The organism is Halomonas sp. 3H (genome assembly GCF_024206005.1).
GTDB lineage: Bacteria > Pseudomonadota > Gammaproteobacteria > Pseudomonadales > Halomonadaceae > Halomonas > Halomonas campaniensis.
Genome location: NZ_CP100360.1, coordinates 2,980,170 through 3,006,771, shown reverse-complemented (window position 1 = coordinate 3,006,771; position 26,602 = coordinate 2,980,170). Strand labels below are relative to the sequence as shown.

Here is a 26,602-nt window from a genome sequence, read left to right as displayed (position 1 = left end):
GAGGTTTCCTTGTGAAACATGGAGAGTCAGCCCTTGACCGCGCCGGCGGTCAGGCCGGAGACGATGCGCCGCTGGAAGATGATCACCAGCACCACCAGGGGCACGGTGACCACCACCGAGGCGGCCATGATCGGGCCCCAGGGCAGCTCGTAGGCGCTGCCGCCGGAGAGCAGGGCGATGGCCACCGGCACGGTGCGTTGGCTGTCGGTCAGGGTGAAGGTCAGGGCGAAGAGGAACTCGTTCCAGGCGGCGATGAAGGCCAGCAGGCCGGTGGTGGCCATGGCCGGCCACATCAGTGGCAGGAACACCCTGGTGATGGTGATCCAGGGGGTGGCCCCGTCCATGATCGCCGCCTCCTCCAACTCCATGGGCAGTTGCTTCATGAAGGTGGTCAGCACCCAGACGGTGAAGGGCAGGGTGAAGATGGTGTAGCTGAGGATCAGGCCACCCGGATTGTTGTAGAGGTTGAGCGCGCGGATCACCTCGAACAGCCCGGAGAGCACCGCCACCTGCGGGAACATGGAGACGCCGAGGATTACCAGCAGTACCGTGGAGCGGCCGCGGAAGCGCACCCGTCCCAGGGCGTAGGAGGCGGTGATGCCCAGCAGCAGGGCGATGAACACCACGCTGGTGGCGACCAGGATCGAGTTGAAGATCGCCTGCAGGAAGCTCTTCTGGGTGAACACCTGCACGTAGTTGGCCAGGCTCCAGGTGCTGGGCCACAGCTCGACCCGGAAGAGGTCGCCGGAGGGCTTGAAGGAGGTGATCACGGCGTAATAGAAGGGGAACACCGCAACGACCACCACCAGGGCCACCAGGACCCAGAAGCCGACACGCGTGGCGAGCTTGTTGAACTGGCGCGAGGTCATGCGTCACCTCCCAGGTTGAGTTGCTTGCGGCCCAGGTAGAGATAGGCGATGGTCGCCAGGGCGATGATCAGGAACAGCAGGGTCGAGGCGGCGCTGCCGTAGCCCACGTCCTGGAACTCGACGAGCTGCTGGCGGGCGTAGATCGACATCGACATGGTGCTGGTGGAGTTGGAGGTCAGCACGTAGATGACGTCGAACACCCGCAGGGCGTCGAGCAGACGGAAGATCACCGCCACCATCAGCGCGGGGGTGATCAGCGGCAGGGTCACCCTGAAGAACACCCGGACCGGGTGGATGCCGTCCACCTCGGCGGCCTCGTAGCAGTCCTTGGGGAGCATCTGCATGGCGGCCAGCGCCAGCAGGGCGACGAAGGGCGTGGTCTTCCACACGTCGACCATGATCACCGCCCACATGGAGTAGCTGGCATCCGCCGTCCAGGCGATGGGGTCGGCGATGAGGCCCAGCGTCATCAGCAGCTCGTTGATGATCCCGAACTGGTCGTTGAGCATCCAGGCCCACATCTGCGCCGAGACGATGGTGGGGATCGCCCAGGGGATCAGCACCGCGGCGCGCACCAGGGTGCGGCCCTTGAACTCGGCGTTGAGGATCAGCGCGACGATGACCCCGAACACCACCTCCAGCGACACCGAGACGATGGCGAAGAAGAAGGTGTTCCACACCGAGCGCCACCAGACGGGGTCGGCCAGCACGCCGTACCAGCGGCCATCGTCGAGGATCAGGTAGTTCTCCAGCCCGATGAAGAAGACGTTGCCGAGATCCGACAGCGAGGCATCGGTGAAGCTGAAGTAGAAGGTGCGCACCAGCGGCCAGCCGGCCACCAGGGCCAGGGTCACCAGCATCGGCGCCAGGAAGGTCCAGGCGGCGCGCACCCGCTGGCGGCGTACCTTGGTGCTGCGGTACTGACCGGAGACGGGGCGCGCCGCGGCGGGCGCGCTGTCGTTGACGGTAGAGGTCATGGGAAGGCTCCCGGTTACCAGTTGCGGCGCTTGACGCGCGAGAGCTCGCGCTCGAGGTCGGCCACGGCCTGCTCGCCGCTGCGGCTGCCGGAGAGCACGTCATGGCTGGCGCTGAAGAAGGCGTTGCTGACCCGGCCGTAGGCGTCACCGGTCACCGCCGACGGGCGGGCCACGGCGTTGACGAAGGTGTCGTAGAGCTCGCCGAAGAAGGGCACGGCCTCCAGCACCTCCTCGTCCTGGTAGAGGGCCTCGAGGGTCGGGTTGTAGGCGCCGGCGATGGCGCGACGCTTCTGCTCGTCATGCCCGGTCAGGAAGGCAACCAGGTCCACGGCAAGCTCGGGATTCTCGCTGTAGCGGGAGACCGCCAGGTTCCAGCCGCCCAGCCCCGCCGCGCTTCTGTTCTCGCCGCCCGAAGCCGCGTCGCCCTGGCCATCGCCGCCCGCCGGCAGCTGGGTCACGCCGACCTTGTCGCGCACCTCGCTGCCCTCGCTCTGGGCCAGGGACCAGGCATAGGGCCAGTTGCGCATGAACACGGCATTGCCGCCCTGGAAGACCCCGCGGGCCTCCTCCTCGGTGTAGTTGAGGACCCCGTCGGGAGCGATGTCGCCGACCCAGCTGGCCGCCAGGTCCAGGGCGGCCGCGGCGCGGGGGTTGTTGATGCTGATCTCGCCTTCGGGCTCCACCAGGGCGCCGCCACCGTGGCTCGCCACCCACTCCAGGGCGTTGACGGTCAGGCCCTCATAGGCCCGGCCCTGGAACACGAAGCCGTGCATGCGCTCGTTGCCGGCCTCGCGCTCTGCCGCCTTGATCTCGCGGGCGATCTCGGTGAGCTCGGCCCAGGTCGCGGGTGCCTCGAAACCGTACTTCTCGAGCAGGTCCTTGCGGTAGTAGAGCACCCCGGCATCGGTGAACCAGGGCATCGCCACCAGGCGGCCATCGACGGTGTTGTTCTCGACGATCGCGGGGAAGTGTCCCTCGCCGGCCTCGTCACCCAGCGCCTCGCGCAGGTCGAGCAGGTGGTTGGCGAGCAGGCCCGGCCACACCACGTCGATCTGCATCACGTCGATGTCGCTGGAGTTGGCGGAGAGGATCTGCTGGTAGAGCGACAGGCGCTCGGTGGAGGAGTTGGGGGTGGAGACGATATCGACCTCGTGTCCGGTCTGCTCCTCCCAGGCGCGCACGCCCTCCTCGCAGAGGGTCAGCTCGGCGCCGACGGCGCCGCAGGAGATGGTCAGGTCCGCCGCCTGGGCGTGGCCGGTGCCGGCCAGCGCGGCGGATCCCAGGGCGATGGCGGTGATGAGAGGCGTCTTGAGCATGGGATAATCCTCGTCGGCTTGTTGTTGTGGGGGCTTGCGAGCGGTGAATGGCGTGTCTTAAACGATTAAGTTCGTGGCGACAGTTAAGACCATGGCCCTGGCTCCATCAACCTAGACTTTTGTCGAAGCCTGGCCGCGCGGCCCGGCGGCCGGGCGTGAGCGCCTGCTTACCTCGCCGGCGAAGGGGGGGGAGGGTCTGGCTAAGAGGGCTTCGGCAGAGGGGCGCTGCATTAGACATTGGTCGCGTTCTTCGCTCATGGCGTTGAGGGGCTTGGCTTAAACGATTAAGTTTCGATTGGCTTGTCCAGCCGCTTCCCCCGGCTCCCGCCGCTACGGGCACGTCACGGGACTGAATCGATACAGAACCGGGGCCGGCATGGGCGACAGTCCACAACAACAAGGGATGACACCACCATGAACGCCGTCATGTTCAAGACCCCCCTCGCCATTGCCATCACCGCCGCCGGCGTGGCGCTGAGCGGCGCCGCCAGCGCCGACAACCACGGGCTGGAGCAGCGCCTGGCCGAGCTCGAGGCGCGTATCGCCGCCGCGGAGCAGCGAGCCGATGTCGCCGAGCAGCGCGCCGAGATCGCCGAAGCCGAGGCCGAGGGGCGGCTCTCCGCCGACGAGGTCGAGGCACGCCTGGCCAGGGTCGAGCGCCAGGCCAGCGGCGAGGAGGGCTTCTCCTTCAACGCCTATGCCCGCTCCGGGCTGCTGCTGGGCGAGGATGGCAAGAGCCTGCCGGGCGGGCCCTACGTGACGCCCGCCGGCCCGCTGGGCGGCGCCGTGGGGCGGCTGGGCAACGAGGGGGATACCTATGTCGAGGGCATCTTCAACTACCGGATGCGCTACGACAACGGCGCCCGGGCCCACTACCGCATGATGCTCGCCGACTCCGTCAGCACCAGCAACGACTGGACCGCCGACGAATCGAACCTCAACGTGCGCCAGGTCTATGCCGAGTTCAGCGACCTGCCGAGCTTCACCGGCGTCTTCGAGAACGCTTCGATCTGGGCCGGCAAGCGCTTCGATCGCGACAACTTCGACATCCACTGGATCGACAGCGACTTCATCTTCCTGGCCGGCACCGGCGCGGGTATCTACGACATGCAGCTGGCCGAGAACTGGACCTCCAACCTGTCGCTCTACGGTCGCAGCTTCAGCGATTTCGATATCATCGGCAGCGAGGACCCGGGCAGCACCGACAGCCTGATCCTCACCTCCAACAACTACGTGGGCAACTGGCAGTTCATGGTCAGCGGCCTCTCCGCCGCCGACAACGACGAGCGCGACATCGAGGCGGGCCAGACGGCCGCCGACAACGGCTTCCATACCATGGTGGCGTACCACGGCGACAGCTTCTTCGGCCTTGCCGAGGGCAACTTCAAGGCGGCGCTGATCCATGGCCAGGGCCTGGGCGCCGAGGCCAAGGTGCTGGGCGCCGATGGCAGCCTCACCGATGACGCCCAGGCGACCCGCCTCGGCCTCTACGGCACCACCTACCTGGCGCCGCGCTGGCGTGTGGCCCCCTCGATCCTCGCCGAGACCAGCCGGGATCGCTACGTGCAGGGCGACGAGTACAACTGGGCGGGCCTCAACGTGCGCCTGGCCAACGAGCTGACCGAGAACTTCGAGATGCAGTACGAGGCCAGCTACCAGGTCATGGACCTCGACCAGGGCGCCGGCGGCAACGCCGTGAAGGGAGACTTCGGCAAGTTCACCCTTGCCCCGACCTTCAAGCCCCAGGTGGGTGGCTTCTGGCAGCGCCCGGAGGTCCGTCTCTTTGCCTCCTACACTGACTGGAGCGAGGAGCTGAACGAGTACGGCGGCAGCTTCGGCGAGGACGGCTTCACCGGGGGCCAGTGGAGCTTCGGCGTCCAGACCGAAGTCTGGTTCTGATGGCAGGGGCCCGGCGCCGGCCGGGCCCTGTCGGCTGTTTCGATCCTTGCCCGCGGCCCTGGCCGCGGGCTTTTCGCAGGCCCATCCGATGCCAGGGAGCCGTCATGACGCTGATCCCGAACAAGCTGGCGCCCCCGGCGCTGCCCCTGTCGCTGGTGGCGCGTTCGCGCCTCAACGATCACTTCGTGCTCGACGAGCGGGTCCGCCTGCTGGTGGTCGAGGCGCCTCCCGGCTATGGCAAGAGCACCCTGGTGGCCGAGCGCCTGCCTGCCCTGGAGCAGCGTGCCGCCTGGCTGAGGCTGGACGGCCGCGATGACGCCCCCCGGCGTTTCGCCGAGGGCTTCCGGGCCATGCTCGGCGAGCTCTGTGACGCCCCTCTCGCGCCGCTCGAGGAGTGCGCCGGCCTAGACGATGCCATGGAGGCCTGGCTTGCCGCGCTGCCCGCCGTGGCGCCGCCGGCACGGCTGGTGCTCGATGGCTTCGAGCACCTCACCGAGCCCGCGATCCTCGCCGCCCTGGTGACCTGGCTGCGCCACCAGCCCCCCTGGCTGACCCTCACCGTGATCTCCCGCCGCCGCCCGGCCCTGGGACTGCCGGCGCTGCGGCTGCGCGGCGAACTGGAGGAGATCGGCATGGCCGAGCTGGCCTTCGACCTGGAGGAAGCCCAGACCCTGTGTGCCGAACAGCTTAGCTTCCCGCCGACCCGGGTCAGCCTGGAGCGGGCCCTGCGCCGCACCGGCGGCTGGGCCATGGCACTCGACTGGCTGATCCAGCGGACCACCACCCGGGCGGGATTCGACCGCCTGGTGGACCGGCTCGACGGCCCGCATCCCGACTTCGTCGCCTGGTTCGATGACCTGATCGATGTCGGCGACCGCGAGCTGCTGCTGCAGCTGGGCGTGCTGGAGCGCTTCTCGCCACCCCTGGTGGCGAGGCTGCTGGAGGGGGATGGCCTCTCCCAGCGGCTCGAGGCCCTGGAGCAGGCCGGCCTGTTCCTGGAGCGTCCCGACCCCGATGATCACTGGCTGCGCCTGCATCCGCTGTTCGCCCGCTACCTGTGCTTTCGTCGCCATGAGCTGAGCCTGTCGCGCCAGCGGGCGCTCCACCGGCGCGCCGGTGAGGCGTGGCTGTCGCTGGGCGAGCCGGCGCTGGCCCTGGCCCAGCTCATCGAGGCCGACGACCCGGAGGCCCTGGCCGCCCAGGTCGAGGCGCAGGGGCCCTCCCTGCTGGCTGGGGGGCACTTCTCGCTGCTGGCGCGTGCCCTGGACCGGCTGGGCGATACGCGCCTGGCCGCCGCGCCGAAACTGGCCCTGCTGCAGGGCTGGGTCTCCCATGCCCAGTACCAGTTCGGGCGTACCCGGCGAGCCATCGACTGGATCGAGGCCCAGCTCGAGGCGCCCGAGTGGCAGGCGCTGGCCGCCGAGTTCGCGACCCTGCGCGCCCAGCTGGCCATCAACGAGGGGAACGCCGAGCGCGCTGCCCCGCTGGCCGAGCAGGCGCTGGCGCTGCCGGCGCGCTACCTGGCGGCCACGCCCGCCTCGGCGGCGGCGATACGCGCCGAGGCGCGATTCGTCCAGGGCCACCTCGAGGCCTCGCTCGGGGAGGTGGCCGAGGTGGAGCGCGAGGCCACCCGCATCGGCGACGACCGGCTGCTGCTCTGGTCGCTCTGTCACCAGTCGGAGACCCTGGTCGCCCAAGGCCGGCTGCAGGCCGCCCATGACGTCCAGGAGCGCGCCCTGGCCCATATCGAGCGCAGCGGCCTGGATCGGCTGCCGGTGGCGGAGTTCCTCTACCGCATCCGCAGTCAGCTGCTGTGGGAGTGGCAGCGCCTGGACGAGTCGGAGCAGGCGGCGCTGGCCGGGATCGCGGTACTCGACCGGCAGGGCAAGCGCTGGACCCTGCAGTGCCACGTCAGCCTCGCCAAGCTCGCGCTCTCCCGCGGCGACCAGGCCCAGTGCGCCGACCACGTGCGGCGCCTGCGCCAGATCCTGGCCGAGGGCGACTACCATGCCGACTGGCAGGCCAATGCCCATGCCACCCTGCTGGCCTGGTGGCAGGCCAACGGTGACCTGGACGCCGTGGCACGCTGGTGGCAGGAGGCGCCCCCCGGCGATCCCGAGGCGGCCACCAACCACTTCGCCCAGTGCAACCTGCGCAACCATGCCCGGGCGCTGACCCTGCTCGGCCGCCACGACGAGGCCGCCGGGTTGCTCGAGGCGCTGCAGCGCCGGGCCGAGTCGCTGGGGCTGGTCACCGACACCAATCGCAACCGGCTCTGCCAGGCGGCCCTGGCCTGGCAGCGCGGGCAGCGTGAGGAGGGCCTCGAGCACCTGCGCGAGGCCCTGGTCCTGGCTACCCGCACGGGGCTGACGGGGAGCTTCCTGAGGCTGGGATCGGCCCTGCCCGAGATGCTCACCGAGCTGCTCGCCGGGGGCGGGCTGGAGCCGCTGGCTCGCCGCCATGCCGAGCGGCTGCTCGAGCTGGCCCGGCGCCAGCGCGACTTCACCAGCGCGGTACGGCTGATGCTCGACGAGTCGGTGATCGCCGATATCGTCGCGCGCCCCGACGTGCCCGAGCTGATCCGCGTCTCACCGTTGACCCGGCGCGAGTGGCAGATCCTCGGCCTGATCCATGCCGGCCTCTCCAACGAACAGATCGCCGACCAGCTGTCGGTGGCGCCCACCACGGTCAAGACGCATATCCGCAGCCTCTACCAGAAGCAGGGCATCCGTCGCCGCGAGGAGGCCGTGGCACTGGCCGCCGACCTGCTCTCGCGCATTCAGGGGGAGTAACCTCCGCCCCCCGACTACGCCGCCCCCTCCGTCCCCGGGAGGATGTCCTCCCGGCCTCTGCTGGGCACCATGAGCCTGACCCTTGCCATGGCCGGGTTCCGGCGCGTGGCCCACGTATGATGGAGGACAGGACGCATGACACGGATTCTGGGTCGGCAGGGCGCCGACTGGTGGCGCGGCGCGGTGATCTACCAGATCTACCCGCGCAGCTTCATGGATGCCAACGGCGACGGCATCGGCGACCTCGAGGGCGTCATCGAGCGCCTCGACTACATCGCCTCCCTGAATGTCGACGCCATCTGGCTGTCGCCCTTCTTCACCTCGCCGATGAAGGACTTCGGTTACGACATCAGCGACTACCGCGGCGTGGACCCGATGTTCGGCAGCCTCGAGGACTTCGACCGACTGGTGGAGGCGGCCCATGCCCGGGGCCTGCGCGTGACCATCGACCAGGTGCTCTCCCACACCTCCGACCAGCACCCCTGGTTTGCCGAGAGCCGGGCGAGCCGGGACAACCCACGCGCCGACTGGTACGTATGGGCCGACCCCAGGCCGGATGGCGCCCCCCCGACCAACTGGCAGTCGATCTTCGGCGGCAGCGCCTGGCAGTGGGACACCCGTCGCTGCCAGTACTACCTGCACAACTTCCTCGTCGAGCAGCCGGACCTCAACTTCCGCAACCCCGAGGTGGTCGAGGCGATCCTCGGCGAGGTGCGTTTCTGGCTGGAGCGCGGGGTCGATGGCTTCCGCCTGGATGCCGTCAACTTCTGCACCCATGGCGAGATCCGCGACAACCCGCCCCGCGAGGAGCTGGTCGAGGGGTTCATCGGGGTGCGTCCGGACAACCCCTACGGTTTCCAGCAGCACCTGTACGACAAGACCCAGCCCGAGAACCTGGCCTTCCTGGAGCGGCTGCGGGCGCTGCTAGACGAGTACCCCGGCACCACCAGCGTCGGCGAGGTGGGCGACGACGACTCGCTCGGCGTGATGGCCGAGTACACCCGCGGCGGCAACCGCCTGCACATGGCCTACTCCTTCGACCTGCTCGGAGAGCGCCACGACCCCGAGTTCCTGCATGCGACCCTCACCGGGATGGAGGCGCGCATCGCGGATGGCTGGCCCTGCTGGGCGCTGGGCAACCATGACGTGACCCGCCTGGCGACCCGCTGGGGCGCCGAGGGCGGTCAGGCCAGGCTGCGCCTCTACCTGGCCTTCCTGCTCACCCAGCGCGGCAGCGTCTGCCTCTACCAGGGCGAGGAGCTGGGCCTCACCGAGGCCGAACTGCGCTTCGACCAGCTGGTGGACCCGGCCGGCATCACCTTCTGGCCAGCCTACAAGGGCCGCGACGGCTGCCGCACGCCCCAGCCCTGGGTCGCCGATGCCCGCCACGGCGGCTTCTCCTCGGCCACGCCCTGGCTGCCGGTGCCCGAGGCGCATCTCGGCCTGGCCGTGGACCAGCAGGAGCGGGATCCCGATTCGCTGCTCAACGCCTGTCGGGCCCTGCTGGCCTTCCGTCGCCAGCAGCCGGCGCTGGTCAGGGGCGACATCCGCTACCACCCGGTGCGCGAGGGCGTGCTCTGCCTGGAGCGCCGCCACCCGGCCAGCGACCCGGGCAGCCGCCTGCTGGTGGCACTCAACTTCACCGGCGAGGCGCGCATCCTTCCGGCCCCTGGCGCCGCCGAGGCGCTGCCCGGGGCGCCGGCCCTGGTCAACGGCCACTGGGCCGAGGGCCGCGTCACGCTACCCCCACACGGCATCGCCATCGCGCGCTGTCCCGACGAGGAGGACGCCACATGGGACGTCTGACGCTGGAAGGCATCGGCAAGGCCTTCGACGGCATCGAGATCTCGCGCGATATCGACCTGACCATCGAAGACGGGGAGTTCGTGGTCTTCGTCGGCCCCTCCGGCTGCGGCAAGTCGACCCTGCTGCGCATGATCGCGGGGCTCGAGGAGATCACCCGGGGGGAGATGTGCCTGGACGGCGAGCGGATCAACGAGATCCCGCCCCAGGAGCGCGACATCGGCATGGTGTTCCAGTCCTACGCCCTCTACCCGCACCTGAGCGTGGCCGAGAACATGGCCTTCGGGCTCAAGCTGGCGCGCACCGACAAGGCGGAGATCCGGCGCCGGGTGGACCATGCCGCCGGGATGCTGCACCTCACCGAGCTGCTCGACCGCAAGCCCAGGGACCTCTCCGGCGGCCAGCGACAGCGGGTGGCCATCGGCCGGACCCTGGTCAAGGAGCCGGCGGTGTTCCTGTTCGACGAGCCGCTCTCCAATCTGGATGCGGCCCTGCGGGTGGACATGCGGGTGCAGATCGCCGAGCTGCACAAGCGGCTCGAGGCCACCATGATCTACGTCACCCACGACCAGGTGGAGGCGATGACCTTGGCCGACCGCATCGTGCTGCTCTCCCGGGGGCGCATCGCCCAGGTCGGTCCGCCGCTGTCGCTCTACCACTTCCCCCGGACCCTGGAGGTGGCCGAGTTCATCGGCTCGCCGCGCATCAACACCCTGGAGGTCGAGGTCGTCGAGCCGGGCCGGCAGCGCACGACCGTGCGCCTGCCCGGCGGCGAGCCGCTGCGGGTGGCGGTGGATGGCCGGGGGCTCACCGCTGGCGAGCGGGTGACCCTGGGGGTGCGTGCCGAGGACTTCGTGGCCCCGGAGCAGGCCGAGGCGACCCTGTCGGCCCGGCTGATGGTGGCCGAGAAGCTGGGCTACGAGACCCTGGCCCACCTGAGGGTGGCGGGCGTCGAGGGAACCCTGACCCGGCGGCTGGATGGCCTGACCGCCCTCGAGGATGGCCAGGCGGTCCCCCTGGGGCTTGCCGGCGAGCGTTGCCACCTGTTCGGCCCGGACAGCACGGCCTGTCCGCGCCAGGTGGAGATTCCCGGGGTCAGTCGCTGAGTCGCGGGCGGGGTCAGCGTGCCGCCTTCAGGGTCGTCAGTACGCCCTGGGCCAGCCACCAGCCGAGGATGAGAAAGGCCAGCATGCCGCCGAGGATGGCGCCGAAGGGAGCGCCGAGGTCCAGGGCGATGCCCAGCACCGCCGGCCCCAGGCGGTCGACGAAGCGGCCGCCGAACAGTGCCCCCGCCAGCAGGCCGCCCAGCACCATGAGGGCGAAGCGCCGCGGCGGTATCCAGTCGATGGCGGGCCCCAGGCGCAGCACGGCGAAGCCGGCGATCAAGGTGACCAGCGCATAGGTGGTGCCGAACTGGCCGGCGGTGAGGCCGAGGCGCGCGCTGATCGGGGCCTGGAAGAGCCCGATGAAGAAGCTCTGGCCGAGGCTCGAGGTGAACATCGCCAGGAAGGCGATGCCGATCAGGCCGCGATGATCCCGCAGCAGCAGGCGGTAGCCCATGACGCCCTCCTCTGGCGCTGGCATGATGTGACGGTCGAATCCATCGGGGCCATGTTACCAGCTGGCCGCCACTGCATGAGGAGTTCCCATGACCATCATCCGTCACGACACCAAGGCGCGCATGAGCCGCGCCGTGATCCACAACGGCGTCGCCTACCTGTGCGGCCAGGTGGCCGGCCCCGAGGCGCGCCATGGCGACATCACCGCCCAGACCGAGAGCATGCTGGGCCGCCTCGATGACCTCCTCAAGGAGATCGGCTCCGACCGCGAGCACCTGCTCTCGGCCACGATCTACCTGAAGGAGGGCCACGACTTCGCCGCCATGAACGCGGTATGGGATGCCTGGGTGCCCACCGGCCACGCGCCGGCACGCACCTGCGTCTGTGCTCCGATGCCCGCCGACGAGCTGAAGGTCGAGATCACCGTTACTGCCCTGGTGGTCGGCGACTACAGCTACTGAGCCCGGCCTAGCGCGAGCAGGGATCCTCGATGGGCGCCTCTCGCGGCCGCAGCCGCCGCGAGAGGGCGTCCACCGCGATATTCAGCGCCGCGGTGACCAGCAGCAGGAATAAGGCCACGTCGAACAGCAGGTAGTCGAATCCCTCCTCGATGTAGAAGCCGAGCGTCGCCACCCCCAGCATCCCCAGGATCGCCGTCTCGCGCAGGATCACCTCGGCGCGGTAGTAGAGCAGCGCCAGCATTCCCGGGTAGAGCCGCGGCAGCAGCTCGTAGGCATAGCGGCCTGAGACCGGCAGCCCGGGCATGCCGGGGGCCAGGGCATCGGCGTGGCGCGCCACCAGGAAGGCGATCAGCGCCCCGTTGTGCAGGGCCAGCGCCAGCCAGGCCGGCAGCAGCGAGGGGCCGAGCAGCAGCAGGAAGAGGAAGGCCAGCATCAGCTCAGGGGTGGAGCGCAGCGCCACCAGCAGGCCCCGGCCGGCCAGCCGGCTGGCGCGGTTGCCGAAGTGGCGACTGGCCAGCGGCCAGAGCAGCAGCGCCACCGCCAGCGCCCCCACCGTGCCCAGCAGCCCCAGCAGCAGGGTATTGCCGATGGCCGGCCCCAGGGCGGGAATCCGCGACAGCCAGGCGGTGAGCCCCGCCCAGTCCCCGGCCAGCAGCGCCGGCGGCCAGATGTCCTCGGAGACGAAGCGCCACAGCAGGGCGCCATCCACGCTGGGCCAGGGGCCGAGCAGCCAGGCCCCGCCCACCAGCAGCACCGGGACCAGCCGCCGATGCCCCCACCACGGCAGGCTGGCGATCAGCAGGTAGAAGAGCCAGAGCAGGGCGCCGGCCTCGTGGTAGCGCCCCTCGCGGAAGGCGGTCTCCAGGTGGAAGCCTAGCGTCGGCAGCCCAACGAAGCCCAGCAGCACGCTGGCACGCAGGGCGCACTCGAAGCGGTAGCGGGTATAGGCGACCAGCTGCGCCCAGGCCAGTGGCAACTCGGCGTAGACGAAGCGCGACAGCCGCCCGCTGCCGGGGGGCAGGGCATCGCGCGGCGCGCGGGGCGTCTGCTCGAGGATCTCCGCATAGACCTTGGCGAAGATCCCCGCGTAGGGGATCGCCAGGGCCGCCAGGGCGGTGAGCGCCGACAGCCCGAAGACCTGCAGGAAGAGCAGCGCCCAGAACAGCTCGTGGATGGCACGGACGAAGGCGCAGCCGGCGCGCACCAGCCGCGAGCGGGCGAACAGCAGCGCCAGCGGGAAGCCCAGCACCACGCCGGCCAGGGTGCCCCAGATCGCCACCGCCACGGTGAGGCCGATGGCGGTGAGCGGCGATTCCAGCGAGCCCCAGGCCGGCCAGGCCATGCCCAGGGCCATGCGGCCCAGCTCGGTCCAGGGTTCGCGGGTATGGATGGCGAGGTCGGCGAAGGGCACCAGCAGCACCGCCAGGGCGACCAGCGCCAGGGTGTGGCGGGCCAGCTTCAGCCCGGTGCTGTCACCCCGCCACCAGTGGCGGCCATGGCCCGGATGGGGATGACGGGGGGAGGCCTCGCTCATGGCCGGCCCCGCGCGCAGGGCAGCGCCTCCGGTCCGGGCATGGCCGGTGTGGCCGCCTCACGGGGCGAACCGGCGGGGGCGTCGGCATCGGGGTAGAGGGCGTCGAGATCGGCCAGGCGAAGGTCCCGGGACGGGGCATCGATCACCAGGTGGCCGTCGCGCAGGCCCCAGACCCGGTCGAAGTGGGTGAGGGCCAGCTCGCGCTGGTGCAGCGCCACCACCTGGGTGGTGTGGCGGGCATCGATCAGCGCCAGCAGGCGCAGCGCCTGGTGGGGGTCGACGCTGGCCACCGGCTCGTCGCCGAGGAACAGCGCGCGGCCCTGGTAGAGGGCGCGGGCGATGGCCACCCGCTGGCGCTGGCCGCCGGAGAGCCGGCCCACCGGGCGACGCAGCAGGCCCGCGAGCCCCAGCTGCTCGCACAGCGCCTCCACCTCCCGCCAGGGTTGGCGCAGGGGTCGCACCAGGTTCCACAGGTTGGCCAGCGCCGAGTGCTCGGGCAGCCGCCCCATGTAGACGTTGTGGTAGACGGCCAGGGCCGGCACCAGGCCATGGTGCTGGGGGCACCAGGCGGCGCGCCGGCCGAGCCGCTCGCGCAGCTCGGCGAGCAGGGTCGACTTGCCCGAGCCGCTCTGGCCGAGCAGGGCGACGCGCTCGCCCTCGTGCAGGGCCAGCGTCAGGCGGGGCAGCACCACGCTGTCGAGCCGTCCGTGACGGTCGCGGCCATGGCCGAGGTCCTCGGCCGCGAAGGCGACCAGCGGGCGGCGTTGCTCGCTCTCCATGGTGTCAGGCCCTCAGCGCAGCAGGCCGAGCTCCTCGGCCACCTCTTCGATGGGGGCATAGAGGGCGTTGTCGGCGGGGATGAAGGCCTCGCGGGGGAAGCTCGCCAGCAGCTCGGGGTCGTCCATCTCCAGTAAGGCGGCCTGCACCCGGTCGGTGAAGCCCTCGCCGAAGCGCTCATCGGCGTCGCCCCGCAGGGTCCAGTTGTAGTCGGGGTAGGGCGGGGTGGCCCAGATCACCTCGACCCGGTCGGTATCGACGCGGCCATCGGCCACCGCGGCCTCCCATACGGTGTAGTTCACCGCACCCAGGTCCCAGGTGCCGGCTTCCACCAGGGCGATGGTGCGCGAGTGGTCGCCGGAGTAGCCCACCCGGGAGAAGAACGCCTCGGGGTCGGCGTCATCGAAGCGCTGGCGGAAGAAGTGCTCCGGCATCAGGCGCCCGGAGGTGGAGGTGCGCGAGCCGAAGGTGAGGCTCATGCCCTCGATCTCGTCGGGCAGCGCGTCGGCCCGCTCCAGGCCCGTGGAGTGGTGGGCGATGAAGTAGCTCATGAAGGCGTCATCCTCGCTGCCCTGGGCCAGGGCCACCGAGCCCGGCACCAGGCGGCGGGCCTGCACGCCGGATAGGCCGCCGAACCAGGCCAGCTGGACCTGGTCGTTGCGAAAGGCGGTCACCGCGGCGCTGTAGGACTTCACCGGCACGTACTCCACCTCCACGCCGAGGCGCTCCTCCAGGTAGTCCGCCACCTTGCCGAAGCGCTCCACCAGGCGGGCCTGGTCCTCGTCGGGGATGGCGGTGAAGCGGAACGTCTCGGCGGCCGCCCCCTGGGCGAACAGGGCGAGGGCGGCGGCAAGGGTGATGTGGCGCATGGGGCGGCTCCGGTAGGGGAATCGGGCCGCTATTGTTGTCGCTGGGCCCGGGCCTGGCAAGTCCGGGCGGTCAGTCCTGCCGGCCGGCCGGGTAGCGGGTCTCGAGCAGGCTGTCCTTGATCTTCTTGAGGTGGCCCAGGAAGTCCTCGCCGCGGCGCAGGGTCACCCCGGTGGCCAGCACGTCGATCAGCGCCAGCTGGATCATCCGCGAGGTCATCGGCATGTAGTGGTCGGTGTCCTCGGGGGTGGCGATGGCGACTTCCAGCGTCTCGGTGCACTCGGCGGCCAGCGGCGACCCCGGCGCGGTGATGCCCAGCACCACGGCACCGTTCTCCCGGGCCAGCCGGGCGATGTCGACCAGCTCCCGGGTGCGGCCGGTCCAGGAGATCACCACCACCACGTCGCCGGTATGGCAGCTCGAGGCCACCATGCGCTGCATCAGCACGTCCACGTAGGCGGTGACCGGCAGGTTGAAGCGGAAGAACTTGTGCTGGGCGTCCTGGGCCACCGCCCCCGAGGCGCCCAGGCCGAAGAAGTGCACCTGCTTGGCCTGGATCAGGTAGTCCACCACCCGCTCGATGCGCTGGGGGTCGGCCTGGCGGCGTGCCTCGTCCAGGGCGGCGATGGTGGCACCGAAGATCTTCTGGGTATAGTCGGCGGCGCTGTCGTCCGGCTCCACGGCGCGGCTCACGTAGGGGGTGCCGCCGGCCAGGCTCTGGGCCAGCTTGATCTTGAAGTCCGGATAGCCCTTGGCATCGAAGCTGCGGCAGAAGCGGTTGACCGTGGGCTCGCTCACCGAGGCCGCCTGGGCGAGGGTGGCGATGCTCATGCTGGTGGCGGCGCCGGGGTCGGCGAGGATGACGTCGGCGACCTTGCGCTCGGAGCGGTTGAGTTCCTCGAGGCGTTGGCGAATGCGATCGAGCAGGTCGTGACTGGCCATGATGGGCGGGGGTCTCCATGACAGCGGCGGCGAGGGGCCGCGGATTTAGCCGGGATAGATGATGTAGTGATTTAACTACATTATGCTGGCTATCCTAGCCCGAGGAGGTGGGGCGCGGCCAACCGTCCCCGTCGGCTGGCTGTTTGTTTTGTAAGTTTACAACAAAAACTTGCCTTTTGACCGCTCGGTGGGTATTTTTTTGGTAATCCAACGAAAAGCGAGGCGCACATGAGTCACTCCAGCCGATCCGGCCAGGCGGCCAGGACCGATATCGACCTGGCGCTGTTCGGCGCCCTCGGCGACCTGGCGCAGCGCAAGCTCTTTCCGGCGCTGTTCCAGCTCGACCGCGAGGGGCTGCTCGACCCGGGCACGCGACTGCTGGGGCTGGCGCGCCAGGAGCTCGACCTGGACGGCTTCAAGGGACGCGTCGAGAAGGCGCTCAAGACCCACGTCAAGGCCGAGGAGCTCGATCGCCAGGCGCTGGCGCGCTTCCTTTCGCGACTCGACTATCGCCAGCTCGACTTCACGCAGCCCGAGGGCTACACCGTCATCCGCGACTGGCGCCAGGCGGGGCAGGAGCGCCCCATGGTGGTCTACCTCTCGGTGGCGGCGAGGATCTACGGCGATATCTGCCGCCACCTCGAGGCCAGCGGCAGCCTGGACGACCAGAGCCGGGTGGTGGTGGAGAAGCCGATCGGCTACGACCTCGCGTCCTCCGCCGAGGTCAACGACGCCATCGGCGCGGTCTTTCCCGAGTCGCGCATCTACCGCATCGATCACTACCTGGGCAAGGAGACGGTGCAGAACCTGATCGCGCTGCGCTTCGCCAACCCGCTGTTCGGCACCCAGTGGAACCAGAATCACATCTCCCATGTGGAGATCACCGTGGCCGAGCAGGTCGGCATCGAGGGGCGCTGGGGCTACTTCGACGACGCCGGCCAGCTGCGCGACATGGTGCAGAACCACCTGCTGCAGCTGGTCTGCCTGATCGCCATGGACCCGCCGGCCAACCTCGACGCCGATGCCATCCGCGACGAGAAGGTCAAGGTGCTCAAGGCGCTCAAGCCCTTCACCGACGACATGCTGGGGCGTGACGTGGTGCGCGGCCAGTACACCGCGGGCACCATTAACGGCAAGTCGGTGCCTGGCTACCTCGAGGAGGAGGGGGCGAATACCGAGAGCCACACCGAGTCCTTCGTGGCGATGAAGACCGGCGTCGAGAACTGGCGCTGGGCCGGCGTGCCCTTCTACCTGCGCACCGGCAAGCGGATGCCCGAGAAGCTCTCCCAGATCATCATCCACTTCCGCCAGCAGCCCCACTACATCTTCGACCCGGACCAGCGCGGCCTCGCTGCCAACAAGCTGGTGATCCGCCTGCAGCCGGAGGAGGGCATCGCCCTGGAGGTGCTGACCAAGGACAGCGGCCTCGACAAGGGCATGCGCCTGCGCCGCGGCCCGCTGCACCTGGACTTCAACAGCGCCTTCCCCAAGTCACGGATTCCCGACGCCTACGAGCGCCTGCTGCTCGAGGTGATGAAGGGGCAGCAGTACCTCTTCGTGCGCCGCGACGAGGTCGAGCATGCCTGGCAGTGGTGCGACAACCTGATCGCCGCCTGGGCCGATCGCGACGAGCCGCCGCGCCGCTATCCCGCCGGCTCCTGGGGCCCCGTTGCCTCCATCGCCATGATCACCCAGGACGGACGAAGCTGGTATGAAGACTACTGAGGAACTCCAAGATGAGTGAGCTTTGCCGAGAACGCCTGGCCACCCAGCTGGCCGAGGCGGTGGCCGAGGCGCTGCGCACCGACCTGGCCCGCCAGGAGCGCGCCCTGCTGGTGGTCTCCGGCGGCTCCACGCCGGTGCCCTTCTTCCGGGCGCTGGCCGCCATGGCGCTGCCCTGGTCGCGTATCGACGTGACCCTGGCCGACGAGCGCTGGGTGCCCGAGTCCGCCGACGACAGCAATGCCCGCCTGGTGCGCGAAAACCTGCTGCAGGGGGCCGCCGCCGAGGCGACCTTCGTGCCGCTGACCACCCAAGATCCCACCCCGGAGCAGGGCGCCGAGGCGGTGGCCGACCGCCTGGCGCCGCTCGCCTGGCCGGCCAGCGTGGTGGTGCTGGGCATGGGCGGCGACGGCCATACCGCCTCGCTGTTCCCCGACAGCCGTGAGCTCGACCTGGCGCTGACCACCGACGCCGCGGCGGTGGCGGTGCGCACCCCGAGCCAGCCCCAGCCGCGCATCACCCTCAGCGCCGACCGCCTGCACCAGGCCCGCCGTCACGTGCTGCACATCACCGGCGGCGACAAGCGCGCCGTGCTGGCCAGGGCACTGTCCGGCGACGACGTCCGCGAACTGCCGATCCGCGCCTTCCTGGCCTGCCCGCTGGCCACCTACTGGGCCCCCTGATCTCATGGAGAGACATCAATGACCATCGACAAGCAGCTGCCCTCCACCCGGACCACCGAACTCGACAGCATCTGCCTCAAGGCCGAGGTGATCCCGGTGCTCGCCATCCAGCGCGTGGAGGACGCCGTGCCCCTGGCCACCGCCCTGGTCGAGGGCGGCCTGACCGTGCTCGAGGTGACCCTGCGCACCGACTGTGCCCTGGAGGCGATCCGCCGCATCAAGGCCGCGCTGCCCCAGGCCAGCATCGGGGTGGGCACCGTGCTGACGCCGGCCCAGTACCGCCAGGCCGAGCAGGCCGGCGCCGACTTCGTGGTCACCCCGGGCACCACCGAGGCGCTCTATCGCTATGGCGTCTCGAGCCCGGTGCCGATGCTGCCGGGCGTTGCCACCGTCTCCGAGCTGATGACCGGCTGGCAGTACGGCTATCGCCGCTTCAAGTTCTTTCCCGCCGAGGCCAGCGGCGGCGTCAAGGCGCTCAAGGCCTTCGCCGGGCCGATTCCCGAGGCGCGCTTCTGCCCCACCGGCGGCATCAACCTCGACAACGCCGAGGATTACCTGGCGCTCAGGAATGTGATGTGCGTGGGCGGCTCCTGGCTGACGCCGAACTCGCTGGTGGAGGCCGAGGACTGGAACGGCATCCGCCAGCTGGCGCGCGAGGCGGCCCAGCGCTTCCACCACTGAATCCCCGCGCCCGGCAGGGCGCACCCCTGTGCTCTCTCGACAGCCAGTCGCTGTCCTTTTCCCCGGCCCCCGCGGCCGGGTTTTTTTGTTGTCGCTGGCCAGCGTGAAACGCAGCGGGGCCGGCAGTTGCCGGCCCCGCTGAGTCAGCGTGCCTCAGCGCCGGGTTCGCTTGCTGCCCTTGCCGGCGGGTTTCGCCGCGGGCTCGTCGTCGCTCGCCCGGGGAGCGCCGTCGGCCGCGAAGTGGCCACGCACCAGCGCCAGCAGCCCCTGGGTGGAGGCGTCGAAGTCCTGGCTCTGCTCGTCGATGCGCTCGCTGATCTCGCCGGCGATGCGCTTGCCGAGCTGCACCCCCCACTGGTCGAAGGAGTTGATGTTCCAGATCACCCCCTGGACGAACACCTTGTGCTCGTACAGTGCGATCAGCGCGCCGAGGTTCCTCGGCGTCAGCTCATCGAGCAGCAGCACGCTGGAGGGGCGGTTGCCGGGGCAGCTGTAGGGATCCAGCCGGCTGCCGCTCTGGCTGCCCTCCATGAAGGCGTTGGCCTGGGCCAGCATGTTGGTGAGCAGGGCGAAGTGGTGCTCCTCGACGCCGGGCTCGGGCTTCAGCGAGGCGATGAAGTCGATGGGCACGTAGCGGGTGCCCTGGTGGAGCAGCTGGAAGAAGGCGTGCTGGCCGTTGGAGCCGGTCTGGCCCCAGACGATGGGCCCGGTCTTGTAGTCCACCGGGTGGCCGAAGATGTCCACCGACTTGCCGTTGGACTCCATGTCGAGCTGCTGCAGGAAGGCCGGCAGCTGATGCAGGGCCTGGTCGTAGGGCACGATGGCCTGGGTCTCGGCGCCGACGAAGTTGATGTACCAGATGCCGATCAGCGCCATCAGTACCGGCATGTTCTCGCGGAAGGGGGCGGTGAGGAAGTGCTGGTCCATGGCGTAGGCGCCCTCCAGCAGCTCCATGAACCCCTCGAAGCCGATGGAGAGGGCGATGGGCAGCCCGATGGAGGACCACATGGAGTAGCGCCCGCCCACCCAGGCCCAGAACTCGAAGACGTTCTCCTCGCGGATGCCGAAGGCCATGGCCGCCTTCTTGTTGGTGGAAGCGGCGATGAAGTGCGCCCCCACGTCGGCATCCGGGCCGGCATTCTCCAGGAACCAGCGCCGGGCGGTATGGGCGTTGAGCAGGGTCTCCTGGGTGGAGAAGGTCTTGGTGGAGACGATGAACAGGGTGGTGGCCGGGTCGAGGCGGCTGAGCACCTTCTGGATGTGAGCGCCGTCGACGTTGGAGACGAAGTGGAAGTTCAGCTCCGGGTGGCGGTGCTTGAGCAGCGCCCGGCAGGCCATGTTGGGCCCCAGGTCCGAGCCGCCGATGCCGATGTTGACCACGTCGCGGATGCGCTCGCCGCTGTAGCCCTTCCATTCGCCATTGCGCACCGCCTCGGAGAACGCCCGGATCTGCTCGCGGGTGCGCTGGATCTCCGGCATCACGTCCTGGCCATCGACCATCAGCGGCCCCTCGCCGAGGTTGCGCAGGGCGGTGTGCAGCACCGGACGGTCCTCGGTGACGTTGATGATGTCGCCGGAGAACATCTGGGCGCGGCGCTGCACCAGCGCCGAGTGTTCGGCGAGCTCGATCAGCTTGTCGAGCACCGCGTCGGAGACCTGATGCTTGGAGTAGTCGAGGAACAGGCCGCCCACCCGCAGGCTCATCTTCTCGAAGCGCTGGGGGTCGGCGGTGAAGTAGTCGCGGATGCGGTCCTCCGCGGTCTGCGCGTGCAGCTGCTTGAGGGCCTGCCAGGTGACGCTGCGGGTAAGCTGGAACATGGGGCGCTCCGTTGTTGTGGGTCGGTGGGGTGCCGAGGGCTTGTTATGTAAAAATACTACCCAATGGGCGGGCTTTTGGCCAATCTATGCGCATTGATCGACGTTATCTTGTAATAAAACAACAATGCGCTGCCCCGTGGCCTGCCACGGCCACGCTCAGGTGCTGGCGCCCACCGCCACCGGCGCGGCGCCGCGCTTGATCGCCGCATAGCCCAGGCCGGTGATCAGCGAGCCGATGACGATGGCGGCCAGGTAGAGCAGGGCCGGGGTGATGGCGTTGGGGATCAGCAGCACGAAGATGCCGCCGTGGGGGGCCATCAGCTGGGCGCCCACCAACATGGAGAGTGCGCCGGTCACCGCGCCGCCGGCAATGCAGGCCGGGATGACCCGCAGCGGGTCCTTGGCGGCGAAGGGAATGGCCCCCTCGCTGATGAAGCAGAGCCCGAGGACGAAGGATGCCTTGCCCGCCTCGCGCTCGGGCTCGGAGAACTTTTGGCGTGCCACGAAGCTGGCGATGCCCATGCCGATGGCCGGCACCATGCCGGCGGCCATGATCGCCGCCATGGGGGCATAGGTCTGGGAGGCCAGCAGGCCCACGCCGAAGGTGTAGGCGGCCTTGTTGACTGGCCCGCCCAGGTCGAAGCACATCATGGCACCCAGCAGCACGCCCAGCAGTACGGCGTTGGCCGAACTCATGCCGGCGAGGAAGTCGGTCAGGGTGGCAAGTATCGCCGCCACCGGCTCGCCGATCACGTAGATCATGGTCAGGCCGGTGACCAGGCTGGCCACCAGCGGGATGATCAGGATCGGCTTGAGGGACTCGACGCTGGACGGCAGCCTGACATGACGGGTCACGGCCAGCGCCACGTAGCCGGCGAGGAAGCCGGCGAGGATGCCGCCGATGAAGCCGGCCTCGATGTTGGCCGCCAGCATGCCGCCGATCATGCCCGGGGCGATGCCGGGACGGTCGGCGATGGAGTAGGCGATGTACCCGGCCAGCACCGGGATCATCAGGGCGAAGGCGGTGCCGCCGCCGATCTGCATCAGCGCCGCGGCCAGGGTGCCCTCCTGCTCGAAGGCCTCGATGCCGAACACGAAGGAGAGCGCGATCAGCAGCCCCCCGGCCACCACCATGGGCAGCATGAAGGAGACCCCGGTGAGCAGGTGCTTGTAGACCCCCTTCTCCTTGGCGCTCTTCCTTCCCTCGCCGCCGGCGGCCGGTGCGTTGGCGTGTTCCGTCTCGGCCTGCTCGAAGGCGGCCTCGAGGGTCGCCCGGGGCTTCTTGAGCGCCGCCCCGGTGGAGGTGCGGTAGACCCGCTTGCCGGCGAAGCGGGTGGGGTCCACCTCGATGTCGCAGGCCAGGACCACCAGGTCCGCCGCGGCGATCTCCTCCTCGGTGAGCCGGTCCTGGGCGCCCACCGACCCCTGGGTCTCCACGCGGATCTCGTGCCCCAGGGATTTCCCGGCCTCGCTCAGGGCCTCGGCGGCCATGAAGGTGTGGGCCACCCCGGTGGGGCAGGCCGTCACCGCCACGATCCGCGCGCCGGAGCCGGGGGCCGTGCCGGTGGCCAGCGCCGGGGCGGGGTCGTCGGCCGGGGTGAAGGCCTCGGCCTCGCGCTCGGCCCGCGCCAGGAAGGCGGCGGGGTCGGGCAGCGCCTGGTCGATGGGGCCCTGGAAGAGCCGCTTGCCGGCGAAGCGCTGCGGGTCGGGCACATGGTCGGCGGCCACGATGACCAGGTCGGCCGCCTGCAGGGCGGTCGCCGACAGCGGCGTGACGGGCTCGAGTTCGCCGTGCATCTCGACATCGACCCGCCAGCCGAGACGCTGGGCGGCCTGCTCCAGGCGGCGGGCGGCGAGGAAGGTGGTGGCCAGGCCACTGGGGCAGGCGGTGACGATGATGGCGTTCATGCGAGGGCTCCCCCCGCGTCGACGTCGTTGAGGCGACGCACGCGGGTCTGTTGCTGGAGTTGCGGGAAGTCATCGGCGCGGACATGGCCCACGCCGACATGGCGGACGGACTCGGCGGAGAGCGCGGTGGCGAAGCGCAGCACCTGTTCCGGCGTATGGCCGGAGAGGATGCCGTGCAGCATGGCAGCCAGCAGGGTGTCGCCGGCGCCGACGGTGCTGGCCACGTCCAGGCGCGGGGGCACCGCCTGCCAGGCGCCACGGCGGCTGACCCACAGCACCCCGGCCGGCCCGGCGGAGATCAGCGCTTCCTCGACGCCGGCGGCGTAGAGGCGAAGCGCCGCCCGGAGACGAGTCTCGGCGGTGTCGAGGGGAGTGCCGGCCCAGGCCGCCAGCTCCTGCTCGTTGGGCTTGACCGCGGTGGGGCGGGCGTCGATGGCCCGTGCCAGGGCCTCGCCGCTGGTGTCGACCCATACCGCGAGGCCGGCGTCGCGCAGCCGGGCCACCAGGCCTGCCAGGTCCTCGGCGGCGACGCCGGGCGGCAGGCTGCCGGCGATCACTACCCCGGCGGGGCGGCGCTCGGCGTTGGCCAGGCGGGCGTCCAGCCAGTCGAGCAGGCGTTGCCAGCTGGCGGCGTCGATGCCCGCGCCCGGCCCGTTGATGTCGGTGACCCGGCCGTCGGCCTCGGCGAGCTTGGCGTTGATTCGGGTCTCCCCCGGCACCCGCAGGAAGGCATCCTCCACGCCCAAGGCCTCGAAGGCGCGCAGGAAGGGGCCGTCATTCTCCTCGCCGAGGAACCCCGACACCGTGACGTCGTGGCCCAGTTCGGCGAGTACCCGGGCCACGTTGACGCCCTTGCCGGCGGCGGCGAGGTGAGTGGCACGGGTGCGGTTGACGGCCCCGGGCTCCAGTCGCTCGAGGGTCACCGAGAGGTCCAGGGCCGGGTTCAGGGTCAGGGTGAGCACGCGGGCCATCAGCGCACCTCCAGGGCGTCGCGGACGGCCTCGCTGGTGGCCTGGGCCAGCGCCAGGGCGGCCTGGTCGCGGGCCTCCGCAAGGTCGAACTCGCGCAGGCGCGCCTTGACCAGCGGCACCTGGCGGGCGCTCACCGACAGCTCGTCGACGCCGAGCCCCACCAGCACCGGCACGGCGGTGGCGTCCGAGGCCAGCTCGCCGCACACGCCGACCCACTTGCCGCGGGCATGGGCGGCGGCCACGGTCATCTCGATCAGCCGCAGCACCGCCGGGTGCAGGCCGTCGGCCTGGGCGGAGAGTTCGGGATGGTCGCGGTCGATGGCCAGGGTGTACTGGGTCAGGTCGTTGGTCCCCACCGAGAAGAAGTCCACCTCGTCGGCGAGGCTGGCGGCCAGCAGGGCGCTGGACGGCACCTCGACCATCACCCCGAGCTGCAGGTCGGTGGCGCGTTCGGCCTCGGGGATCTCCGCCAGCAGGCGGTCGACGATCGCCCGGGCGGCGCGGAACTCGCCGACGTCCTTGACCATGGGCAGCATGATGCGCAGCGGCCGGGTTTTTTTATTAACCCCAGCCGCAGGCGCTGTTCCCGATTCATCCGCGGGCGCCGCGGCCATCAGCAGGGCGCGCAGCTGGGTCTCGAGAACCTCGGGCCGGGTCAGGGCCAGGCGGATGCCGCGCAGGCCGAGGAAGGGGTTGTCCTCCTTCGGCATCGGCCAGTAGGGGAGCGGCTTGTCGCCCCCCACGTCGAGGGTGCGGGCCACCAGCGGCCGGCCGTCCAGGGCGTCCAGGGCCTCGCGGTATTCGCCGACCTGGGTGTCGAGGTCCGGTTCGCGGGCGTGGGCCATGAACAGGAACTCGGTGCGCAGCAGGCCGATGCCCTCGGCGCCGCGCGCCACGGCATCGGCGGCGTGGGCGGTGTTGCCCAGGTTGGCGGCCACCTCGACGCGGTGGCCGCAGCGGGTGCGTGCCTCGCCGAAGCGGGCCTCCCAGGCCTCGGCCGCGCGGCGCTCGCGCTCCACCAGGCGCTGCTCGGCGGCGGCGCGGCGTTCGGCGGAGGGGGCGGGAACCACCCGGCCCCGCTCGCCGTCGAGGATCAGCTCGCTCCCGTTCTCCAGGGTGAGCACCCGCTCGCCGGCCCCCACCACCGCCGGGATGCCCAGGGCGCGGGCCAGGATGGCGCTGTGGGCGGTGGCGCCGCCGCGGGCGGTGAGCAGGCCGCGGACCCGGGCGGTGTCGAGGCGCGCCACATCGGAGGGGCCGATGTCGTCGGTGATCAGGATATAGGGGTGGTCCGGCGGCGATGGCAGTTCGACCCGGCAGAGCACCCCCAGCACCCGGCGACCGACGTCGCGCAGGTCGGCAGCGCGTTCGGCGAGCAGCCGGTCGGCGAGCATCTCCTGGGCGTGGGCCGCGGTCTCGATGGCGTCCCACCAGGCCGCCTCGGCGGAGCGGCCGTCCCGGATGCCCTCGCCGGCGGCCTCGAGGAGTTCGGGGTCGTTCAGCATCTCCTCGTGCATGGAGAGGATCTGGGCGACCTCGCCGCCGCGGGCCTGCTGCACCAAGGCCTCCAGCTGCGCGGCCCCCTCGTGGATCGCCTGTTCCAGGCGGCGGCGCTCGGCTGCGGGGTCGGCGGCCCGGTCGGGGTAGTCGAAGCGGGGCGTGCGCAGCACGAAGGCCGGGGCGATGGCCAGCCCGGGTGAGGCCGCGACGCCGGGGTGGGGCAGGTCGGCGGGCAGGGGCGTCAGGGGCGCGGCCGCTCTCCCGGGGACGAGTCGCTCGCGGCTCTCGTCGAAGGGCAGGACCTGCTCGCCCAGCCCTTCGGCGACGGCGTGGTCGAGCGCCTCGAGGGCCGCCTCGGCGCCCTCGCCCTCGGCGGAGAAGGCGAGCTGCTGGCCGCGGCGGGCCCCCAGGCCGATCACCTTGGTCAGGCTGGTGGCCGGCACGGCTTCCCCGCCGCCCTCGGCGAGGCGCACGCGAATCGCAATGCCCTGGGCGCGGGCCACCTGCACCAGCTGCTTGGCCGGGCGGGCGTGCAGCCCATGGGCGTTGAGGATCCGGGCCAGGCGGGTATGGGCGCCGGCCGATTCCCCGGAGAGCCGGCCCAGCACGGTGGCGGCGTCGGCCCCCTTGAGCTCCCCTGCCTGGCCGCTCTCCAGCAGGGCCAGGATCCGCTCCAGCAGGCCGCGATGGGCATCGCCCCGCGCCGCCAGGCAGAAGACCCCGGTGACCGGTTCGTCGTTCTCCGCCAGGGCTCGGTCGGGGGTCGCCAGGGACAGGGCGGGCGTCTCCACGCCACGGTCGCTGGTGGCCAGCCACAGCCCCTGGCCGAGTCGCAGCGGGGCGCCTTCGGCCACCGCCGCGACGAAGCCGCCGGCCACGCAGTCGAGCTGGCGCAGGCGGGCGGCCCCGGCCAGGGCCAGCTCGCGGACGTCGCGGGCGGGGAAGCCCAGGCAGAGGGTGTCGGCATCGAGGCGCGCCTCCACCACGGCCTTCGACAGCAGCGAGGCGATCTCCCCCGCCGAGGTGGCCTGCGCGAGGCGGCCGGCGACGCTGTCGTCGTCCAGCACATGGGTGAGCTGGCGCAGGATGTCCAGGTGCTCGTCGCTCTGGGCGGCGATGGTCACCAGGGCATGCACGCGGTGGCCGTCGTGCCAGTCGATGCCGCGGGGGAACTGCAGCACCCGCACCCCGGTAGCCCTTACATGCTCGCGGCTCTCCGGAGTGCCGTGGGGGATGGCGATGGCGTTGCCCAGGTAGGTGGAGGACTGGGCCTCGCGGGCGTGCAGGCCGTCGCGGTAGCCGGCCGTGACGAGGCCTGACCGCTGCAGCGTCTCGGCGGCGCTGTCCAGCGCGGCCCGCCAGTCGTCGGCATGGCAGTCCAGCAGGATATCGTCGGGACTCAGGGTCAGCATGGGGGGCTCCTGTAAGGGTGGCGGGCCGTGTCGGATAGCGTTGTCCGGCTTTGGCTGAATCGTGTCACCTGTCTATACTCAAGGCTGGATCGATTCACCTGCGTTGGCAAG

General features: G+C 70.6%; 20 protein-coding genes. 8 read left to right on the top strand and 12 right to left on the bottom strand.

Annotated features, from left to right (window positions below):
• Positions 1-26: 26 nt before the first annotated feature.
• The 3 genes from NFC98_RS13885 to NFC98_RS13875 are packed head-to-tail and all read right to left on the bottom strand — an operon-like array spanning position 27 to position 3,162.
• Complete coding sequence (locus NFC98_RS13885) at positions 27-869, bottom strand: carbohydrate ABC transporter permease (protein ID WP_254275513.1); 843 nt, start codon at positions 867-869, stop codon at positions 27-29.
• Positions 866-1,846, bottom strand: a complete 981-nt coding sequence (locus NFC98_RS13880) for a carbohydrate ABC transporter permease (protein ID WP_254275512.1) — start codon at positions 1,844-1,846, stop codon at positions 866-868. The genes NFC98_RS13885 and NFC98_RS13880 overlap by 4 nt, the downstream gene beginning before the upstream one ends.
• Before the next feature lie 14 nt (positions 1,847-1,860).
• Positions 1,861-3,162: an ABC transporter substrate-binding protein gene (locus tag NFC98_RS13875; protein WP_254275511.1), complete on the bottom strand. Its 1,302-nt coding sequence runs from the start codon at positions 3,160-3,162 to the stop codon at positions 1,861-1,863.
• A 414-nt stretch (positions 3,163-3,576) separates the two neighbouring features.
• Between NFC98_RS13875 and NFC98_RS13870 the strand changes: the two genes are divergently transcribed.
• The 4 genes from NFC98_RS13870 (at position 3,577) to ugpC (ending at position 10,762) form a co-directional block, all read left to right on the top strand.
• The gene (locus NFC98_RS13870) at positions 3,577-5,061 is read left to right on the top strand and encodes a carbohydrate porin (protein ID WP_254275510.1); all 1,485 of its coding nucleotides are present in this window, start codon (positions 3,577-3,579) and stop codon (positions 5,059-5,061) included.
• Between the two features lie 104 nt (positions 5,062-5,165).
• A complete protein-coding gene (gene malT / locus NFC98_RS13865; RefSeq protein WP_254275509.1) occupies positions 5,166-7,853 on the top strand; it encodes an HTH-type transcriptional regulator MalT in 2,688 nt (895 codons plus the stop codon).
• Between the two features lie 135 nt (positions 7,854-7,988).
• Entirely contained in the window at positions 7,989-9,659 is a 1,671-nt protein-coding gene (locus NFC98_RS13860) for an alpha-amylase family glycosyl hydrolase (RefSeq protein WP_254275508.1), read from the top strand.
• A complete protein-coding gene (gene ugpC / locus NFC98_RS13855; RefSeq protein WP_254275507.1) occupies positions 9,647-10,762 on the top strand; it encodes a sn-glycerol-3-phosphate ABC transporter ATP-binding protein UgpC in 1,116 nt (371 codons plus the stop codon). The genes NFC98_RS13860 and ugpC overlap by 13 nt, the downstream gene beginning before the upstream one ends.
• 13 nt (positions 10,763-10,775) lie before the next feature.
• Here the strand turns inward: ugpC and NFC98_RS13850 are convergent, their stop codons facing one another.
• The gene (locus NFC98_RS13850; protein WP_254275506.1) at positions 10,776-11,216 is read right to left on the bottom strand and encodes a hypothetical protein; all 441 of its coding nucleotides are present in this window, start codon (positions 11,214-11,216) and stop codon (positions 10,776-10,778) included.
• An 88-nt stretch (positions 11,217-11,304) separates the two neighbouring features.
• Here NFC98_RS13850 and NFC98_RS13845 point away from each other — a divergent pair, with 88 nt between their 5' ends.
• Positions 11,305-11,676: a RidA family protein gene (locus NFC98_RS13845; protein WP_183329586.1), complete on the top strand. Its 372-nt coding sequence runs from the start codon at positions 11,305-11,307 to the stop codon at positions 11,674-11,676.
• Positions 11,677-11,683: 7 nt separating this feature from the next.
• Here the strand turns inward: NFC98_RS13845 and NFC98_RS13840 are convergent, their stop codons facing one another.
• From NFC98_RS13840 to NFC98_RS13825, 4 genes are all read right to left on the bottom strand, one after another.
• Positions 11,684-13,210, bottom strand: a complete 1,527-nt coding sequence (locus NFC98_RS13840) for an ABC transporter permease (protein WP_254275505.1) — start codon at positions 13,208-13,210, stop codon at positions 11,684-11,686.
• Entirely contained in the window at positions 13,207-13,989 is a 783-nt protein-coding gene (locus NFC98_RS13835; protein WP_254275504.1) for an ATP-binding cassette domain-containing protein, read from the bottom strand. The genes NFC98_RS13840 and NFC98_RS13835 overlap by 4 nt, the downstream gene beginning before the upstream one ends.
• A gap of 12 nt (positions 13,990-14,001) precedes the next feature.
• Positions 14,002-14,856, bottom strand: coding sequence for a putative selenate ABC transporter substrate-binding protein (locus tag NFC98_RS13830; RefSeq protein WP_254275503.1), 855 nt, complete (start codon positions 14,854-14,856; stop codon positions 14,002-14,004).
• A 70-nt stretch (positions 14,857-14,926) separates the two neighbouring features.
• Complete coding sequence (locus NFC98_RS13825; protein WP_254275502.1) at positions 14,927-15,796, bottom strand: MurR/RpiR family transcriptional regulator; 870 nt, start codon at positions 15,794-15,796, stop codon at positions 14,927-14,929.
• A gap of 228 nt (positions 15,797-16,024) precedes the next feature.
• Between NFC98_RS13825 and zwf the strand changes: the two genes are divergently transcribed.
• From zwf to NFC98_RS13810, 3 genes are read left to right on the top strand one after another with little or no spacing between them, the layout of a single operon-like run.
• A complete protein-coding gene (zwf, locus tag NFC98_RS13820) occupies positions 16,025-17,521 on the top strand; it encodes a glucose-6-phosphate dehydrogenase (RefSeq protein WP_254275501.1) in 1,497 nt (498 codons plus the stop codon).
• Between the two features lie 11 nt (positions 17,522-17,532).
• Entirely contained in the window at positions 17,533-18,201 is a 669-nt protein-coding gene (pgl, locus tag NFC98_RS13815) for a 6-phosphogluconolactonase (protein ID WP_254275500.1), read from the top strand.
• Between the two features lie 18 nt (positions 18,202-18,219).
• Positions 18,220-18,882, top strand: coding sequence for a bifunctional 4-hydroxy-2-oxoglutarate aldolase/2-dehydro-3-deoxy-phosphogluconate aldolase (locus NFC98_RS13810; RefSeq protein WP_254275499.1), 663 nt, complete (start codon positions 18,220-18,222; stop codon positions 18,880-18,882).
• 153 nt (positions 18,883-19,035) lie between these two features.
• Here NFC98_RS13810 and pgi read toward each other — a convergent pair whose 3' ends face one another.
• The 4 genes from pgi to ptsP all read right to left on the bottom strand — a co-directional run bounded on the left by pgi (position 19,036) and on the right by ptsP (position 26,491).
• Positions 19,036-20,700: a glucose-6-phosphate isomerase gene (gene pgi / locus NFC98_RS13805; protein ID WP_254275498.1), complete on the bottom strand. Its 1,665-nt coding sequence runs from the start codon at positions 20,698-20,700 to the stop codon at positions 19,036-19,038.
• A 156-nt stretch (positions 20,701-20,856) separates the two neighbouring features.
• Positions 20,857-22,608: a PTS fructose-like transporter subunit IIB gene (locus tag NFC98_RS13800; protein ID WP_254275497.1), complete on the bottom strand. Its 1,752-nt coding sequence runs from the start codon at positions 22,606-22,608 to the stop codon at positions 20,857-20,859.
• Positions 22,605-23,579 carry a 1-phosphofructokinase gene (pfkB, locus tag NFC98_RS13795; RefSeq protein ID WP_254275496.1) on the bottom strand — a complete coding sequence of 325 codons (975 nt, stop codon included), beginning with the start codon at positions 23,577-23,579 and terminating at the stop codon, positions 22,605-22,607. Before pfkB ends, NFC98_RS13800 begins: the two co-directional genes overlap by 4 nt.
• Positions 23,579-26,491 (bottom strand): phosphoenolpyruvate--protein phosphotransferase, encoded by a 2,913-nt coding sequence (gene ptsP, locus NFC98_RS13790; RefSeq protein ID WP_254275495.1) that lies wholly within the window; start codon positions 26,489-26,491, stop codon positions 23,579-23,581. The genes pfkB and ptsP overlap by 1 nt, the downstream gene beginning before the upstream one ends.
• Positions 26,492-26,602: the final 111 nt, after the last annotated feature.

Bases quoted from the DNA above. Each gene is read 5' to 3' on its own strand.
- NFC98_RS13885 (WP_254275513.1), bottom strand. From the start codon at position 869: ATGACCTCGCGCCAGTTCAACAAGCTCGCCACGCGTGTCGGCTTCTGG.
- NFC98_RS13880 (WP_254275512.1), bottom strand. From the start codon at position 1,846: ATGACCTCTACCGTCAACGACAGCGCGCCCGCCGCGGCGCGCCCCGTC.
- NFC98_RS13875 (WP_254275511.1), bottom strand. From the start codon at position 3,162: ATGCTCAAGACGCCTCTCATCACCGCCATCGCCCTGGGATCCGCCGCG.
- NFC98_RS13870 (WP_254275510.1), top strand. From the start codon at position 3,577: ATGAACGCCGTCATGTTCAAGACCCCCCTCGCCATTGCCATCACCGCC.
- malT (WP_254275509.1), top strand. From the start codon at position 5,166: ATGACGCTGATCCCGAACAAGCTGGCGCCCCCGGCGCTGCCCCTGTCG.
- NFC98_RS13860 (WP_254275508.1), top strand. From the start codon at position 7,989: ATGACACGGATTCTGGGTCGGCAGGGCGCCGACTGGTGGCGCGGCGCG.
- ugpC (WP_254275507.1), top strand. From the start codon at position 9,647: ATGGGACGTCTGACGCTGGAAGGCATCGGCAAGGCCTTCGACGGCATC.
- NFC98_RS13850 (WP_254275506.1), bottom strand. From the start codon at position 11,216: ATGGGCTACCGCCTGCTGCTGCGGGATCATCGCGGCCTGATCGGCATC.
- NFC98_RS13845 (WP_183329586.1), top strand. From the start codon at position 11,305: ATGACCATCATCCGTCACGACACCAAGGCGCGCATGAGCCGCGCCGTG.
- NFC98_RS13840 (WP_254275505.1), bottom strand. From the start codon at position 13,210: ATGAGCGAGGCCTCCCCCCGTCATCCCCATCCGGGCCATGGCCGCCAC.
- NFC98_RS13835 (WP_254275504.1), bottom strand. From the start codon at position 13,989: ATGGAGAGCGAGCAACGCCGCCCGCTGGTCGCCTTCGCGGCCGAGGAC.
- NFC98_RS13830 (WP_254275503.1), bottom strand. From the start codon at position 14,856: ATGCGCCACATCACCCTTGCCGCCGCCCTCGCCCTGTTCGCCCAGGGG.
- NFC98_RS13825 (WP_254275502.1), bottom strand. From the start codon at position 15,796: ATGGCCAGTCACGACCTGCTCGATCGCATTCGCCAACGCCTCGAGGAA.
- zwf (WP_254275501.1), top strand. From the start codon at position 16,025: ATGAGTCACTCCAGCCGATCCGGCCAGGCGGCCAGGACCGATATCGAC.
- pgl (WP_254275500.1), top strand. From the start codon at position 17,533: ATGAGTGAGCTTTGCCGAGAACGCCTGGCCACCCAGCTGGCCGAGGCG.
- NFC98_RS13810 (WP_254275499.1), top strand. From the start codon at position 18,220: ATGACCATCGACAAGCAGCTGCCCTCCACCCGGACCACCGAACTCGAC.
- pgi (WP_254275498.1), bottom strand. From the start codon at position 20,700: ATGTTCCAGCTTACCCGCAGCGTCACCTGGCAGGCCCTCAAGCAGCTG.
- NFC98_RS13800 (WP_254275497.1), bottom strand. From the start codon at position 22,608: ATGAACGCCATCATCGTCACCGCCTGCCCCAGTGGCCTGGCCACCACC.
- pfkB (WP_254275496.1), bottom strand. From the start codon at position 23,579: ATGGCCCGCGTGCTCACCCTGACCCTGAACCCGGCCCTGGACCTCTCG.
- ptsP (WP_254275495.1), bottom strand. From the start codon at position 26,491: ATGCTGACCCTGAGTCCCGACGATATCCTGCTGGACTGCCATGCCGAC.